Source organism: Ruegeria sp. YTSA226 (assembly GCF_059609905.1).
The window spans coordinates 1-15,829 of the sequence record NZ_JBXWMQ010000022.1; the positions used below are offsets into that span (position 1 = coordinate 1).

18 protein-coding genes are annotated in these 15,829 nt (G+C 57.9%); 1 reads left to right on the top strand and 17 read right to left on the bottom strand.

What is annotated here, in order from left to right:
* Positions 1–231 precede the first annotated feature (231 nt).
* The 14 genes from AC2FFF_RS18575 to ruvC form a co-directional block, all read right to left on the bottom strand.
* Positions 232–807 (bottom strand): MOSC domain-containing protein, encoded by a 576-nt coding sequence (locus AC2FFF_RS18575; protein WP_281973804.1) that lies wholly within the window; start codon positions 805–807, stop codon positions 232–234.
* A gap of 101 nt (positions 808–908) precedes the next feature.
* Complete coding sequence (ftsH, locus tag AC2FFF_RS18580; RefSeq protein WP_142640196.1) at positions 909–2,825, bottom strand: ATP-dependent zinc metalloprotease FtsH; 1,917 nt, start codon at positions 2,823–2,825, stop codon at positions 909–911.
* A 76-nt stretch (positions 2,826–2,901) separates the two neighbouring features.
* On the bottom strand, positions 2,902–4,161 hold the full coding sequence (tilS, locus tag AC2FFF_RS18585) for a tRNA lysidine(34) synthetase TilS (RefSeq protein ID WP_496791471.1): 1,260 nt from the start codon (positions 4,159–4,161) through the stop codon (positions 2,902–2,904).
* Positions 4,152–4,976 carry a tol-pal system protein YbgF gene (gene ybgF, locus AC2FFF_RS18590; RefSeq protein ID WP_281973806.1) on the bottom strand — a complete coding sequence of 275 codons (825 nt, stop codon included), beginning with the start codon at positions 4,974–4,976 and terminating at the stop codon, positions 4,152–4,154. The genes tilS and ybgF overlap by 10 nt, the downstream gene beginning before the upstream one ends.
* A gap of 4 nt (positions 4,977–4,980) precedes the next feature.
* The gene (gene pal / locus AC2FFF_RS18595) at positions 4,981–5,490 is read right to left on the bottom strand and encodes a peptidoglycan-associated lipoprotein Pal (protein WP_281973807.1); all 510 of its coding nucleotides are present in this window, start codon (positions 5,488–5,490) and stop codon (positions 4,981–4,983) included.
* Positions 5,491–5,578: 88 nt separating this feature from the next.
* Positions 5,579–6,898 carry a Tol-Pal system beta propeller repeat protein TolB gene (gene tolB, locus AC2FFF_RS18600; protein ID WP_142640188.1) on the bottom strand — a complete coding sequence of 440 codons (1,320 nt, stop codon included), beginning with the start codon at positions 6,896–6,898 and terminating at the stop codon, positions 5,579–5,581.
* Positions 6,895–7,998, bottom strand: a complete 1,104-nt coding sequence (gene tolA, locus AC2FFF_RS18605; protein WP_281973808.1) for a cell envelope integrity protein TolA — start codon at positions 7,996–7,998, stop codon at positions 6,895–6,897. Before tolA ends, tolB begins: the two co-directional genes overlap by 4 nt.
* Positions 7,999–8,007: 9 nt before the next feature.
* On the bottom strand, positions 8,008–8,484 hold the full coding sequence (gene tolR / locus AC2FFF_RS18610; RefSeq protein ID WP_142640204.1) for a protein TolR: 477 nt from the start codon (positions 8,482–8,484) through the stop codon (positions 8,008–8,010).
* A 1-nt stretch (position 8,485) separates the two neighbouring features.
* Positions 8,486–9,181 carry a protein TolQ gene (tolQ, locus tag AC2FFF_RS18615; RefSeq protein ID WP_142640185.1) on the bottom strand — a complete coding sequence of 232 codons (696 nt, stop codon included), beginning with the start codon at positions 9,179–9,181 and terminating at the stop codon, positions 8,486–8,488.
* 105 nt (positions 9,182–9,286) lie between these two features.
* Complete coding sequence (gene ybgC, locus AC2FFF_RS18620; RefSeq protein ID WP_496883044.1) at positions 9,287–9,670, bottom strand: tol-pal system-associated acyl-CoA thioesterase; 384 nt, start codon at positions 9,668–9,670, stop codon at positions 9,287–9,289.
* The gene (locus AC2FFF_RS18625) at positions 9,667–10,290 is read right to left on the bottom strand and encodes a hypothetical protein (RefSeq protein ID WP_281973809.1); all 624 of its coding nucleotides are present in this window, start codon (positions 10,288–10,290) and stop codon (positions 9,667–9,669) included. Before AC2FFF_RS18625 ends, ybgC begins: the two co-directional genes overlap by 4 nt.
* A gap of 61 nt (positions 10,291–10,351) precedes the next feature.
* Positions 10,352–11,371 carry a Holliday junction branch migration DNA helicase RuvB gene (gene ruvB, locus AC2FFF_RS18630; protein WP_142640179.1) on the bottom strand — a complete coding sequence of 340 codons (1,020 nt, stop codon included), beginning with the start codon at positions 11,369–11,371 and terminating at the stop codon, positions 10,352–10,354.
* A 4-nt stretch (positions 11,372–11,375) separates the two neighbouring features.
* Positions 11,376–12,053: a Holliday junction branch migration protein RuvA gene (ruvA, locus tag AC2FFF_RS18635; RefSeq protein WP_281996064.1), complete on the bottom strand. Its 678-nt coding sequence runs from the start codon at positions 12,051–12,053 to the stop codon at positions 11,376–11,378.
* Entirely contained in the window at positions 12,050–12,547 is a 498-nt protein-coding gene (ruvC, locus tag AC2FFF_RS18640) for a crossover junction endodeoxyribonuclease RuvC (RefSeq protein ID WP_142640175.1), read from the bottom strand. The genes ruvA and ruvC overlap by 4 nt, the downstream gene beginning before the upstream one ends.
* Before the next feature lie 333 nt (positions 12,548–12,880).
* On the opposite strand from ruvC, the gene AC2FFF_RS18645 reads away from it, so the two are divergent.
* Entirely contained in the window at positions 12,881–13,093 is a 213-nt protein-coding gene (locus AC2FFF_RS18645) for a DUF1127 domain-containing protein (protein ID WP_142640173.1), read from the top strand.
* A 102-nt stretch (positions 13,094–13,195) separates the two neighbouring features.
* Here AC2FFF_RS18645 and AC2FFF_RS18650 read toward each other — a convergent pair whose 3' ends face one another.
* The 3 genes from AC2FFF_RS18650 to AC2FFF_RS18660 all read right to left on the bottom strand — a co-directional run bounded on the left by AC2FFF_RS18650 (position 13,196) and on the right by AC2FFF_RS18660 (position 15,819).
* Positions 13,196–13,540, bottom strand: a complete 345-nt coding sequence (locus AC2FFF_RS18650; RefSeq protein ID WP_142640171.1) for a hypothetical protein — start codon at positions 13,538–13,540, stop codon at positions 13,196–13,198.
* 107 nt (positions 13,541–13,647) lie between these two features.
* A complete protein-coding gene (locus AC2FFF_RS18655) occupies positions 13,648–14,520 on the bottom strand; it encodes a 50S ribosomal protein L11 methyltransferase (RefSeq protein WP_281973811.1) in 873 nt (290 codons plus the stop codon).
* 66 nt (positions 14,521–14,586) lie between these two features.
* Complete coding sequence (locus AC2FFF_RS18660; protein WP_271952281.1) at positions 14,587–15,819, bottom strand: MFS transporter; 1,233 nt, start codon at positions 15,817–15,819, stop codon at positions 14,587–14,589.
* Positions 15,820–15,829: the final 10 nt, after the last annotated feature.

The following is a 15,829-nucleotide window of genomic DNA, read 5'->3' on the forward strand; positions in this document are numbered from 1 at the left end:
CCAATCTCCTGAATCGGCTTCTTCTTCGCCTCACGCGCAATTTCGATGTCAGATTTATAGCTCATTGGGTTTCGGTCCCTGATTGAATTCCGTGCAAACCCGACGCAGAACGCCGGCGCTGCTCACTCCATACCGTTGTGTACCAAATTGGTGGCTATGGATTCCGACATAATTGCGCCTTGAAACGTCGTAGCGTCACATCGGCACCTTCCGATCGGAAATTGCGGTCCCTTATGGTGTCCAGGCTCTCTGATCGGGGACAAACAGTGTAAGCTCATCGCCCAGGTTCAGCTCTCCGGGTCTTTCGACCCAAGCCGTAACCCCCCGCCGTCCCTGCGCTGCAGGCTTGAAGGCCGCACCATACCCGGGCAAGTCAGCCTCGATCTCGCGCCCCGGCAGGATACAGGGCCGGTTTTCCATGTCGATCGTCAGCGTCACGCCATTTTCCACCTGCAAACGAGACGAGGGCGGAATATGGGTGAAATCCGGAATGCCGCGCAAGACAATGCTGACCCCCAGATGGGACGGGTCCAGCTTACCCAAGCCCATTTCCTGCGCGATGGCATCAAGTTCTTCTGCGGACAGGATCGATAACTGCCGCACATTGCGAATTTCGGTGCCTACCGGGTACAGGTTTTTGACTCGCACGCAAGAGGTACGATTCACGCCTTCGTGACGCGCGCCTTGATCACCCGAGAAACCCAAATCCAGACTGTCCACGGCATTGGCCCGGAGAGTTTCACCTGCTGGTACGTGGCCCAACCAAACAACTTCTCCCGTGAATTCGGTTTCGCGCAATACCGGCATATTTATCCCTTTTTCAGAATTGGCATCTGATGCGGAATAGAGGGCAAACCTTCGCGATTGAAAAGAAAAAAGACCCGGGACAGGCCCGGGTCTTTGAAAGTTTAAGCCGTTGGTTCCGGCTCCATCCCGCCATCGGGCGGAGTTTTCTTAACCTTGGTTTTCGGAATGGCTGTCACGCTGGGGGCGCTGCCCTCATCAGGTTTGTCGCCCTCGTCATCGCTTTCGCTGGGCGGCTCGCCATTCATGACGCGTTTGATCTCGTCACCGGTCAGGGTTTCATATTCCAGCAGCCCCTGCGCCAGACGTTCCCATTGCTCGTTCTGTTCCGACAGGATCTGATGCGCACGCTCATATCCTTGCTGGATCAGGCGCTTGACCTCTTCCTCGATCAGTTCCTTGGTATGGGCCGAGACCGAGAACCCGGCAGTGTTGCCCGAATAGCCATCATGCGCTTCGGCATAGTCGATATTGCCGACCTTGTCCGACATGCCCCAGCGCATCACCATCGCGCGCGACAGTTGGCTGGCCTGCATGATATCGCCCGCCGGACCGTTCGAGACATGGTCCTCGCCATATTTGATCACCTCAGCCGCCTTACCGGCCATAGTCATGGCCAGCTTTTGCTCACACTCATCGCGGTGATAGTTCAGGCGGTCCATTTCTGGCAGTGACACCACCATGCCCAGCGCACCACCACGCGGAATGATCGTTGCCTTATAGACCGGATCACACAACGGCAGCGTCATACCAACAACGGCATGCCCTGATTCGTGATAGGCAGTCTTTTCCTTCTGGTCCTGGGTCAGCACCATCGAGCGCCGCTCGGCACCCATCATCACCTTGTCCTTGGCATTCTCGAAATCTTCCATGGTAACAAAGCGGCGACCGACGCGGGCGGCCATCAGCGCGGCCTCATTCACGAGGTTGGCCAGATCAGCACCCGAGAAGCCCGGAGTCCCGCGCGCGATGATGCGCAGATCGACATCAGGTCCGAGGGGCGTCTTGCGTGCGTGAACGCCCAAGATCTTCTCGCGGCCTTTGATGTCGGGGTTGCCGACAGTCACGTTGCGGTCGAAACGGCCTGGACGCAGCAGAGCAGGGTCCAAAACGTCCTTACGGTTGGTGGCCGCCAGAATAATCACGCCCTCATTGGCCTCGAACCCGTCCATCTCGACGAGCAACTGGTTAAGCGTTTGTTCACGTTCGTCATTACCCCCGCCATAACCGGCACCACGATGGCGGCCAACGGCGTCAATCTCGTCAATAAAGACGATACAGGGAGCGTTTTTCTTGGCCTGTTCGAACATGTCGCGGACACGGGATGCACCGACACCGACGAACATCTCAACAAAGTCCGAACCCGAAATGGTGAAGAAGGGCACACCCGCCTCACCCGCAATGGCGCGGGCCAGCAGCGTTTTACCGGTCCCCGGAGGGCCCACCAACAAAGCGCCTTTTGGAATCTTGCCACCCAGACGACTGAATTTCTGCGGATTGCGCAGGAATTCTACGATCTCTTCCAGTTCTTCCTTGGCCTCGTCGATGCCAGCGACATCATCAAAGGTTACACGGCCATGCTTTTCGGTCAGCATCTTGGCCTTGGATTTGCCAAAGCCCATCGCGCCACCTTTGCCGCCACCCTGCATCCGGTTCATGAAGTAGACCCAGACACCGATCAGCAGCAGGAAGGGAAGAAGAGTGACCAGGAAAGACTGAATGCCCGATTGCTGTTGTTTCACAGCCTGGACCGGGATGCTTTCATCGATCAGCAGTTTGGTCACCTCGGCATCGCCGGGCTTGATCGTGACATAGCTTGCGCCGCTTTGCGTGGTATAGCGAATTTGCTCGCCATCCAATGTCACGTTTTTGACTTCGCCGCCTTCAACAGCGGTCACGAAATCAGAATAGGTTCTTTCATTGCTCTGAAGCGTTCCACCTGGTCCGCTGAACAGATTGAACAGTGCAAGGATCAGCAAAAACAGAACGACCCAAAAGGCGATGTTACGAGCGTTGCCCAAGAAAAATCTCCCAAAAGATTTCGGCAGATGGGGATCTGCCGGGTTGCTCTTTAAAATAGAGATGATTCAAGCAGGTTCAATGCGATAAAACCGAAGAGTGAAACTCGGGCTCTTCTGGCGTCAGTTCTGCAAGCCAACCATTTGAGAATCCCACCATAGGTGCAGATACCAAGACCTCTCCACTCCAGACGGACGGAGACGCCAGAAGCGCGGCGCGCGGTTTTCCAAGTGCACGCCAATCTGGCACGGCCTTCAAACCAGCCGCACCTAACGGGTGAACCTGCGCGTCGGGAATCGCTGGGCCAGACAGGATCCACCGTCCATCCCAAATCTGACCGGGTGCGCCGGGTGCGCTCTCAACGGCATTTAGCTCTCTGCAAATCCACATTTTATCGGCTTTTGGGATCAAGAGGCATCCACCAATCGTTGCCGCCTCACCCTGATCAATCGCGAGCAGCGCCCGGTCTGTTGCAGCCTGACGCGGTGGATATCCGCGGCCCGCAATCCAGCGGACACAACCTGTAAGAAGACGACGTCGAATTTCCGCAGGCAGAGTGGAAAATTGCGCGCGATCGACACAGATATCGCCGCCATCGACACTCAGGACCTGACGGGCGGAATCCTGCGTAATCTGCTCTAATGCTTCACGGGCTTGAGCAAGGTTTTCAGCAACGCGGGACAGAGAATGCGCCGAAATCCCAATTTCGGACAAGCCGGTCAACGCGTCGCGCGCCTTGATACGATCAAACCGCCGGTCGTGATTCGATGGATCCTCGATCCAATCTGCCCCAATCTTGGCAAGATAATCGCGCAGTTGTTGCCGGGTGATCCCCAACATCGGCCGCAGCAGCATGATCCCTTGATAGTTCCGCATTGCGGGCATGCCGGACAATCCCGTCACACCAGCAGCGCGCGCCAATCGCATCAGCATGGTTTCGGCTTGATCATCGGCGGTGTGTCCCAGGGCAATCGCGCCGATCTGCTTGTCACGCGCCCAGTCTGACAGCAACTGGTACCGGGCCTGCCGCGCCCTATCCTGCAGGTTACCTGTCTGGTCCCACCCCTTCCAGTGCAACGTCTCATGTGGAAGGCCCAGACCCTGGGCAAGCTGCGCCACCCAATCTGCCTCCGCCACCGCTTCGGGGCGCAGATTGTGGTTCACCGTGGCGACAAACAGCTCAACCTGTTCCTCTTGGGCGATGTGCTTCAACAAACTCAGCAAAGCAACCGAGTCACCGCCACCGGACACCGCAACGCCTAGACGGCGCGGAAGATTTTCCGGCAATCGCGCCCGGAGTTCGGATTTCAGGAGTGTGCCTTGTGTGGTCAAGTACAACCCAGTGACGTCATTTCCTGCGTGGCGCTGGAGGCCAATGCCGAGGCCGGGAACCGGACGCTAACCTCGCTCAGTGTGATACACGCCTGTTCGGTCTGTCCCAGACGGCCCAGAGCAGCACCCAGTTCGAACAAAGCCTCAGGCGCATAGGCGCCTTCGGAATCACCCGTGAAGCTGGCCAGAAAAGCCCTTGCAGCTTCGCGGGTGTCGCCAATGCCTTCCAACGCCTGCCCGCGCTTTAGGTGTGCTTCGGGCGCAAGCGGGCTTCCGGGATATGATGTATCGAATACTGCGAACTGATCCGCAGCGGCCTGGAAGTTTCCATCGGCCAGCGCCTGAGCAGCAGCATTGAAATCCGCTTGCTCGCCTACTGCCAACTCACCCAGGTCGGAATCGGTTGGCGCTGTCGGAGCAGCAGGGGCTGCGGATGTGATGTCCGTTTCTCCGCCCAGAGTTGTTGTATCACCGAGCGTACTCAGGTCGCCGCCTTCCAGTTCGACCAACCGAAACTCAAGATCACCGATGCGGTTGGTGCCGTCGGTTACAATATTCTGTACACGCTGGTTCAACTGCTCGGTCTGGCGCGTCAGGCGCTGCAACTCGGCCTCTATGGCATCAACACGTTCAAGTATCGAACTGCCGGACAGGTTCGGGGCCGGAGAGCCGGTTGTTGAAAACTCGCGCTTGAGCCGCTGAATTTCCACATGCAGCACCGTCAGTTCCTGCCGGATATCCGCCAAGGTTTGCTGATCCTGTGCTTGTGCCAAACCGGCGGTCGCCAAAACTGCGGCCAGAACCCATCCTGCTAGTTTCATCGTCTTATCCCAAAGTTGATCCGGTCAGCACCGTCACCGCGCGACGGTTTTTCGAATAGCAGTCCTCGGTGCTGCAAATCTCGATCGGGCGTTCCTTGCCAAAGCTGACAGTTGTCAGCCGGTTGCCCGCTACTCCGCGGGAAATCAGGAACTCGCGGGCGGCATTTGCCCGGCGCGCACCCAGTGCGAGGTTATACTCACGCGTGCCCTGCTCATCCGCATGGCCTTCGATCGTTGCCACAAAGTCGGGGTTGGCCATCAGCCAGTCGGCCTGCCCCTGCAGCACTGACTGCGCCTGCGGAGTAAGCGTCGACTGATCGACTGAAAACAGAACCCGGTCACCAACAGTTTGCTGGAAATATGCAGGCGAGCGCGGATCACTTGGAGAGCCCGCGGCCAGCCCGCCATTTGCGCCATTGCCAAAGCCGCCGCCCAGCGCAGACGGATCGTTATTGGTGCAGGCTGCCAACGCGCCAAACACACCTAGTGCTAGGATTTTGCCCAATACGTTCATCTCAGGTGCCTCGTTGTTTTTTCTCTTTATTGCCGTCTCTGTAGCATAGTGCAGGTTCCTTGTGAACTTTTCCTGCCAGCAGCCGTGATCAATTCTGCAGTGGACCCCATGACGGATCGCTGCCCCCATCCGGGGTGCGGATCGGGCGCAGGTTGCGTCCCGAGATATCAACCGAATACAGCGTCGCCCGGCCACTTGCGCCCTGGGTTTCTCGGGTGAACATGATCACGCGACCATTAGGGGACCATGTCGGTCCTTCGTCCAGAAACGACGAGGTCAGCAAACGCTCTTCGCTGCCATCTGTTCGCATGACACCGATATGAAATCGGCCTTTGTTCTGCTTGGTAAACGCAACCAGATCGCCACGGGGGGACCAGACCGGCGTTCCATAACGGCCCTGACCAAAGCTGATCCGCGTCGCCTCGCCCCCGTTTGCGGGCATGATGTAAAGCTGTGGCGTGCCCGAACGGTCGCTTTCAAACACGATCTGGGAACCGTCCGGCGAATAGCTGGGGGCGGTTTCAATCGCAGGCGTATTGGTCAGCCGCACGCTTTGCCCGGAAGCCAGATCCATTTTCCACAGGTCCGTATTGCCGCCCTGAATAAGCGAATAGACGATCGACCGTCCATCCGGCGAAAACCGGGGCGAAAAGCTCATCGTGCCGCCCTGGGTGTTCAACTCGGTCCGCCTGACCCGTTCAATATCCAGAACATAGATGCGCGGCTGACCGGATTCGTAACTGGTATAAAGCAGTTGATCACCGGCAGGTGAAAAGCGTGGTGCCAGAACAATGGCGGCGCTGTCAGTCAGGTACTGCACATTCGCGCCGTCATAATCCATGATCGCCAGCCGTTTCAGGCGCTGGTTTTTGGGGCCGCTTTCCGAGACAAAGGCAACGCGACTGTCGAAATAGGCGCCCTCGCCCGTTACACGGCTATAGACTTGATCCGCCACTTTATGGGCCATGCGCCGCCACCCTTCAGTCGTCCCGGCAAACTGCAGACCGTTGCCCAGCTCCTGCCCAGAAAACACATCCCAGACCCTGAACCGCACCGTCAGGCGATTGCCCGACACATTCACAGCACCTGTCACCAAAGCCTCGGCATTGATGGCTTTCCAATCCGCGAACCGAACAGGATCTTCAAAGCTGGCCACTTGGCTGATGAAAGCATCAGACAGAATTTCGCGGAACAGCCCTGTTCCGGTTAGATCGGCGGCCACAACCCGCGAGATATCCTGGGCATATTGCGCAGCTGCTGTGCTGTCCGGCACAAAATTCGGAACCGAAAAGGGCAAGGGTTCGATAATCCCCTGATCCAATTCCAAGCGAAGCGGTCCACTTTGGGCGTGAACAGGTGCCGACACCAGTGTCAGGCCAAGCAACAGGCTGGTCAGAAGTCTCATCATTTGATCCGCATCCTCTCGGGATTGAATGTAATCTCAATATCCTGCCAATGCTCGTATTTATCGGTTGGCAGGTCATAACCTTTGGCTCCACAGCGCAAAATGGCACGTCGAGCGGCCTCATAGGCTTGTCTGGCTGCGCCGTCAGAACCGCCTGAGCTGTCGATCATGCGCAAGCTGCCACCAACCACCTTGCCATCAGGGGTCAACGAAAATCCGACAACAACAACTGTCTGCAGAGCATCCGTGGACAAGGACCCGACGTTCCAGCATTGGGAAACGGCCAATCGCATCGCGTCCTTTTCGCCGCTGGTCAAGGGCGGACCTGAGGGTTCACTCCCTTGTCCCAACGCCTCGGCCAGCGCATCGTTGATGGCTGTTTCCGTCCGCGCGGGCTCGGTGGGTTCGGGCTCGGGCGTCTCCGCCACTTCGGGCTCGACCGGTGGTGTCGGGCGGTTGGGACGGATCCGCGGGCGCGGCGATGTTCGGGGAGCGTTTTCTTTGGGCTCTTCCGCTTCGGTCACAATCTCGTCAGCCTTTTCCTCGGGGGCGGTCTGATCCTGCTGTTCCTGCTGGGTCTCGGCTCCCTCGTCCAAAGATACGGCCGGGGTTTCGATTTCATCAGGCGCGGCCTCGGGCGGAGGCGGCGCAACAGGCACCGGTGCGACATTCTCGGCGGGGCTGGGCTGTGCCTCAGGCCCGGAAGGCACCGTAAGATCGACAATCTCGGGGTCAGGCGTGTCCAACAGCGGAGGTTGTTCAATCACCACCGGTTCTGGCGGCGGCTCAACGGGTTCCGGCTCAGGATCCGGGTCCGGGTCGGGTTCAGCAGGTTCCGCCTCTTGCAACGAAGGCTGCTCCTCCACTACCGGTTCCGACGCTGGATCCTCTTCTGTTGGGGCCTCAGGCGGCTGTAGCGCTGTTGGCGTCGGCACTTCGGGCGCATCCCGCTGAGCGGTCATTGCCGCAAATTGCTCAGCCGAAATGACCGAGACATCCTGCACGGCCATAGGTAATGGTTCGGACCGGAAGGTGCCGCCGAAAAATGCCCAACCAATCAGACTGACATGGGCAATCGCCGAGATCTTGGTGCCGGTATCCACCGTGCGGCCTCACTCTCCACCGTCGTCCAGTGTCGGGCCGCCCGTATCGGTCACCAGCCCCACATTGGAGAACCCACCCGCATTAAGCGCGCCCATTACCTGCATCACCTGCGCATAAGGGATCGCACCATCCGCGCGCAAAAACACTCGGTCGCTACTGCGTTCTGCTGCGATGGCGCGTAGTTTGCCAATCAGCTCTTCGCGCAGAATATCCGTGGTTTGGATTTGCACCCTGCCATCCGCGGTCAGCGTGACGGTCAAAGGTTCCTCGTTATCGCCGGGCAGCGCACTGGCCGCCGTTTTGGGCAGATCAACAGGCACACCAACAGTCAGCAAGGGCGCGGCCACCATGAAGATGATCAGCAGCACCAGCATAACGTCCACAAAGGGTGTGACGTTGATCTCAGCCATCGGCTGCGCGCGACCGCGACGCCGACCCCGCCGGCGTCCATTCCCGCCCGAGGATTGCTGAACCGCAGCCCCCATCTCAGCTGTCCAGTTGGCGCGACAGAATGGTGGCGAACTCATCGGCAAAGGCTTCATAGCCTCCAACGATCCGGTCACTATCTGCGCTGAGTTTGTTATAGAAAATCACCGCCGGAATCGCGGCCAACAGGCCCAGGCCGGTGGCCAGCAACGCCTCGGCAATACCGGGGGCGACAACAGCCAGGTTGGTGTTCTGCTGCTCGGCAATCTCGATGAACGCATTCATGATACCCCAAACCGTTCCGAACAGACCAATGAAGGGTGCAGTTGAGCCGACAGTGGCCAGAATGGGCAGGCCCTTTTGCAGCGCCTCGGCCTCTTTCGCGATGGCCACATCCATCGACCGATCAATGCGTGCGGTGGCACCAGCTATCAGCCCGCCATCAGTGCGGTGCGAGCGGCGCCATTCGATCATGCCCGAGGCAAATATCTTCTCCGAACTGCCATCGGGTTGGGTACCGATCTGCTCGAACAGTTCATCCAAGGGGTTCCCGGACCAGAAAGCCTCATCAAAAACCTGAGCTTCACGCCTTGCAGCACGGTAATTGATCAGTTTCTGGATGATGATCCCCCAGGACCAGACTGATGCGCCAATCAGCATCAGCATTACCAGTTTAACGATAAAAGTCGCGCGGGCAAAAAGCCCCCACATGGAGAAATCGATCTCCTGCGCCAGCGCCAGCGTTTCAGCTTCCATGAACCTGCTCTTTGTTTTGCCTGACAGCCTTACGGCCTTGTTTTGTCAAACGCTAACGCAGATGGGGGCGAATTGCCAACAGAACCACCCGGGCCCTGCAAATTGTTACAACAATGCGCGAATCTCTGCCGGAAGGCGTACCGGCTTGCCCTGCGCATTCATACAGACGGCGGTAACGATGGCGCGAAAAATCTCCTCTTCGCCCCGTTTGACCACTTGCGCCATGATCAGACGGACACCGGACAGAGACTTGATTTCGGTCTCGATCTCCAGATCGTCGTCAAATTTGGCCGGGGCTAGGTATTCCGCCTCGATCCGGCGCACGACCCAAACGATACCTGCGTCACGCATGGCATTCTGGTCATTGCCCAGGCGCCGCACATAGTCCGACCGGGCGCGTTCGATGTATTTCAAATAGTTAGCGTGATAGACCACGCCGCCCATATCGGTGTCTTCGTAATAAACTTTAACGGAATAGGCGTGCTTCATTGCGGTTGATCCAATCTGGCAAACAATCTCAGCGCATGAGAGGCATCCTGCGCCGCGCCCGGCAGGACAGGATCGTATGCCGCCCGGATCAACCCGGCAATGTCTGGTCGCAATATCGTCGCGTCACCCGCCACTGCCAAGGGCGACTGGTTGCGAAAAGCGGTATCGGACCAGAGCAGCACCGTTTGCACCACCTGGCTGAGCGCAAGCGTTTCAGCGGGGATTTGCGACAATTCATTGTCCATCCGCAAAAACACAAAGGCCGCACGAATGGCGCCTTCTTCTTCAAAACGGAATATCCGGTACTGGTTGGCATCGGCCGCGATCAACCGATCAACCAACGGTCCCAGATCAGGGACCAAACGGTCCAGATCGGGCACTTCTGTCAGTTCTTTCCAGTCGCGGAAGAAAAAGACCATGCAGTTGGCGCCAAGCTCGGGGTCGGTTTCTGCCATCTGATGCCCTGCCAGTGCTACCACTGCCTCGAACGCGCCTTTGACCGTGGCCAAACTTTCATCTTCGACCCCAAAGACGATCGGCACGATGGGGCGGCCCCAGCGCGCAAACAGGAACTCTCCGCTTTCGCGGGTGAACAAGGCTTGAATGTCTTCGGGTGTCACGCGCAATCCTCGGCAATCGGACATTGTTTGGCGGAACCCTTAAAAGCTCGCAGGCTCGGCTTCAACCAAACAGATCGTTTTGCCCCTTGGGTGCGGCCATGCCCAGATGCGTCCACGCCTTCTGCGCCAGCATCCGGCCACGCGGTGTGCGTTGGATCAGGCCTTGCTGCAAGAGGAAGGGTTCGATCACCTCCTCCAGCGAGTCCCGGCTTTCCGACAAAGCTGCCGACAAGGTTTCGATACCTACCGGCCCGCCCGCGTAATTCTCGGCGATCAGCTTCAGATACCGGCGGTCCGCGCCGTCCAGCCCCAGATGATCGACCCCCAGCCGCGTCAACGCCCCATCAGCCAAATCGCGGGTGATCCGTCCATCGCCTTCGACGATTGCGAAATCCACCACCCGCCGCAGCAGGCGCCCGGCGATCCGAGGCGTTCCGCGTGACCGGCGCGCGATCTCTCGGGCGCCGCTGTCATCAGCCGGTGCCCCAAGCTTGCGCGCGTTGCGGGTGACAATCTCGTGCAATTCATCAACGGTATAGAACTGCAGGCGTGTCGGGATCCCAAAGCGGTCGCGCAGCGGCGTGGTCAGCAGCCCCATCCGGGTGGTGGCCCCGACCAGAGTAAACGGCTGCAACTCGATCCTCACCGTGCGCGCGGCCGGGCCTTCACCAATCACCAGATCCAGCTCGAAATCCTCCATCGCCGGGTACAGGACCTCTTCGACCGCTGGATTCAATCGATGGATCTCGTCAATGAACAGCACATCGCGCGCTTCCAGATTGGTCAGGATCGCCGCCAGATCGCCCGCCTTTGCCAGAACCGGGCCAGATGTCATCCGAAAATTCACCCCCAACTCACGCGCGATAATCTGCGCCAGCGTGGTCTTGCCCAAACCCGGAGGGCCATGGAACAGCGTATGATCCATTGCCTCACCCCTTTGGCGAGCGGATTGGATAAAGATACGCAGATTGGCGCGCGCCTCGGCTTGACCGATGAATTCGTCCAGTCCCTGCGGGCGCAAGGCGCGGTCATTGTCTTCCGGCAACGGCTCGGGGCGCAGGGTGGGATCGGCATCTACCATTCAATCACCCTTTCGGAGCCAATAGCTTCAACGCAGCGCGGATCAGGTCCGCCTCACCCGCTTCGGGCAAGCTTGTCGCGGCTTCGGCCACGGCTGACGCGGCCTCGGACGGGCCATAGCCCAGATTGGAGAGTGCCGACAATGCCCCGGCAGATGCTGCTGCATTACCTGATGCGCTTATGGTGGGCCGCTTAGGCACAGGTGTCGGTTCAGTCAGTTCCACCACATCCAGCGCGGGGCCATCCATTGCCTCGGTCACCGTGCCGCCCATGGCCATAACGCCGGGCGCCTTGTCTTTGAGGTCCAGCACGATCCGCTGCGCGGTTTTTGGGCCCACGCCCTTGGCTGCCTTGACCGCCCCCCAATCGCCCAGAGCAATCGCCCGGCTAACACCATCGGGGCCCAAGGCGCTGAGGATTGCTAGCGAAACTTTGGCCCCGACCCCTTGCACCGAGCACAGCAGGCGATGCCACTCCTTCTCGACCAGCGAAAGGAACCCGTAAAGCTGCATCAAATCCTCGCGCACCACCATGTCGGTGTAGATCGAGATCGCCTCACCCACGCCCGGCAGCGCAGCCATCGTACGGTCCGAGCAATAGACCAGATAGCCGACCCCACGCACGTCGATCAGCACGTGATCCGCCGCGCGGTAATCCAACCGGCCTGTCAGCTTGCCAATCATGCCCGCACCTGTTTCATCCGCGACTGTGGCGTTGCCCCGTAAAAGGAATGACAGATCGCTATCGCCAGCGCATCCGCGGCATCCGCGCCCTTGGGCTGACAGCCCGGCAGTTGCAACTTGACCATATGAAGAACCTGTTCCTTTTCGGCATGGCCCACGCCCACAACCGTTTTCTTTACTCGATTGGGCGCATATTCTCCCACTGGCAACCCAGCCTGCGCCAGCGTCAACAACGCCACACCCCGCGCCTGACCCAGCTTAAGCGTACCGGCCCCGTCCTTGTTCACAAAGGTCTGTTCGATGGCGGCCTGATCGGGCTGATGCTCGGCAATCACTTCGACGATCTGATTGTGGAGCGATAACAACCGCTCTCCCAGATCATCCCCGTCCGATTTACATAACCCATTGGCAACATGACTGAGACGGCTGCCATGTGATTCGATGACGCCCCATCCCAGGGTCCGTAGCCCCGGATCAATGCCCAGAATTCGCATATATAGCCTCGGCCTGCTCGGGTTTGTGTGTTCTTTTTTACCGACTAGCACGAAACAAGAACATTTTCCAAGCGAATTGACTAATGGTCAGATTGCGGCACGGTCGTCCTGTCTCCGACAGAATGGGCTGATTACGACCGGAAAATGTCGGGTTTCGACCAGTTTGATGAAGGCAAAATTGCCAATAAATTAAGGCGTTTCCATGTTTTTCGAGCATTGCAAAAAACGCATAGGACACATGCAATTTCTATGCTTGTGCAGTCAGAAAACCATCCCTAAATGCCCGTCAGATCGCAAGATCAGAGTTTAACACAAACCGGAAGGAAACAGGATATGGCTGCACTGGACACAACCCGCACCACCACTGGCTCATTTGGCCTCGTCGGCCGTATCGGCGCGACTTTCGCAATGGTCGTAAACGCCGTTGTCGAATGGAATGATGCCCGCGTCACACGCAACGCGCTGAGCGGTCTGTCGGACCGCGAGCTGGAAGATATCGGCCTGTGCCGTGGCGACATTGAAATCGTCGTTGAAGGCCGCCGTTAAGGCAAAGCAAACCTACCGTTGATTTTCCCCTTCTCCCTCGGGGCAAAGAAGAACGCCGCGTATCCCCGGATACGCGGCGTTTCTATTCAAAACGGAAGAAACTTAGCGGAGAACTTTGCTGAGTTGAGACGAGAGGGCCTGTGATACCGGGTCGATCTGCATGATCCATGCCCCCGCCTTCTCCACTTCGGTCCCTTGCGCAAGGCTATCGACACGATACTGGTAGGCCGACGACCCCAAGCTGGTCAGCAAAAGCGTTTTGAAGGCGAACAGCCCAGCCAAGCAGATCAGCAGAGCCTTTGCAGGCACCGCGGACTGAACCCGCTGTGGTTTCATAACAACCAGGCCATCTTTGCGCATAGTCGCACGATAACCACGGGTCATCTTCGAATGTTTCTTGTTCAGCCGATGAACGCGCTGATCAAATTCAATTTGTTTTCCAGTCATGGCAGCCTCCAATTCAACCGCCCCCCAATTCCACGTCATTGACGGTAAAAACAGATTGCGACAAAAAAGAGGCGAAACCCCACAAAACTCCTGCAAATGGCCCGATTTTAGCCCTGTTTGGTTAAGACTAGCGACGTCCATTCACCAATTTGGTCATTTCTAGAGGCATTGAAGCCATTTTGGAGATAAACGGAAACAACGTCCTCGGCTTGCTCGTTAAGGATTCCCGATAGAATCGCCTTACCCCCGACTCGCAGATTCGCTGAAATTTCGGGCGCCAGGGCCACCAATGGGCCCTTGAGGATGTTGGCGAATATCAGGTCATAGGGCGCAAGAGATTTCAGCTCCGGATGATCAAACCCCGCAGCCTCGACACATTGAACCTTCCCTGACATGCCGTTTGCCTTCAGGTTGGCTTCAGCAACTTCGACGGCGACCTCATCAATGTCGCTGGCGATAATGTCGCCATCCCAAACGCGGGCTGCAGCCATCGCAAGAACGGCGGTGCCGCAGCCGATATCTGCAACTTTTGTCGCGGTAAAACCCTGATCGAGCAGAAAATCCAGAGCCTTGAGACACCCAAGGGTGGTGCCGTGATGCCCGGTACCGAAAGCCATTGCAGCCTCAATCAACAAAGGGATACGGCCTTCGGGCAGCTTGTCGGCATCGTGACAGCCATAGACGAAAAAGCGGCCAGCCTCGACAGGCGCCAATTCACGGCGGACATGGGCGACCCAGTCGGTTTCGGGCAGTTCCGAGATTACAAAGGGTTTGGATCCGAACGCAGCCGACAGAACCGCCAGTGCCGTTTCATCCGGCGCTTCGGTGAAGTAACCGCCAATCTCCCACAGGCCCGAGCCATCTTCGACTTCGAATACGCCCACGCCCGTGGGTTCGGGATCAAGACGCTCCATGGCTTCGCCCAGACCATCGGCGGACTTTTTGCCGGTCAGGGTGGTAAGCGCGGTGAATGTGGGCATGGGAGCCTCCTGTGTCAGCTGACACAGCGCCTAGGGTGCGAGCCCGCGAAGGTCAAGCATTGGCAGCTATTCCGCCGGAGCGGGCGCGTATTTCGACAGTATCGTCTCATTCCCAAGCTCTGGGTGGCGCGGGATCAGCAGCGACAGCGATAACGAAATCAACGCCATCGCTGCAGCCACCGCAAAGACCGCTCCGGGCGAGTACACCCAGAGCAGGCCCAGAAGCGCTGGTAGGAATACCGCGGCGATATGGTTGATCGTAAAGGCAACCGCTGCAGTTGGCGCAATATCTGCCGGATCGGCAATTTTCTGGAAATAGGTTTTAAGCGCCAGAGCCAGCGCGAAAAGCACATGGTCAATCACATAGAGAGTAGCCGCCAGAACAACGCCCCAACCGAACCAATAAATGCCGCCATAGGCTGCAAATACAACTGCCAGGCCTGCATATTCGAAAATCAAAGTGCGACGTTCACCGAATACGGACACAGCTTTGCCTAGCATCGGCGCAACCGAAATGTTGATAACCAGGTTGATCAAGAAAAGACCGGTGAGTTCGTGGACCTCAAACCCGAATTTCTCGACCATCATGAAACCGGCGAAAACGACAAAGATCTGACGACGCGCGCCCGCCATGAACTGAAGCGCATAGTACAGCCAGTATCGGCGGCGCAGCACAATTTTTTTGGTTTGCGGAGTCGGCGCGTCGAACTGCGGATAGGCGACCAGACAGAACAACGCCAGCAAAGCCGTCAGCCCACCCGCAGCCATGAATACAGTGTTATAGGACAGATCGAACCGATCCCACGTCAGGACAATCAGCCCATAGATAACCAATGTCGAAGCTGATCCCATGGCGACCATCCAGCCCAGAAATTGCGGCGCTCGGTCCTTGGGCAACCACTGCAGCTGAAGGGATTGGTTCACGGTTTCATAATAGTGGAACCCGATCGAGCTCAGCAGTGTGACGAACAACAAGCCACCAAGGCTTGGGAACCACGCTGTCACCGCAGTCGCAACACCCAGCATGATCAGCGAGATCATCGCCAGCACCTGCTCCCGAACAAACAAGATCACGGCAATTACGCCTACAGCCAGAAAGCCTGGGATCTCGCGCACGGTATGCAGCAGGCCGATGTCGGCACCGTCGAAATTCGCCACTTCAATAACGAAATTGTTCAACAACGCGCTCCATGCGTTGAAAGCAATGGGCATGGTCAGTGCCATCACGAATAAAAGCGTGATGGGACGGCGCCAGAACGGAAGGCTTTGCGCCTCGGAAAGTGGCATGGGTTTCAGCATGAGAGTCCCT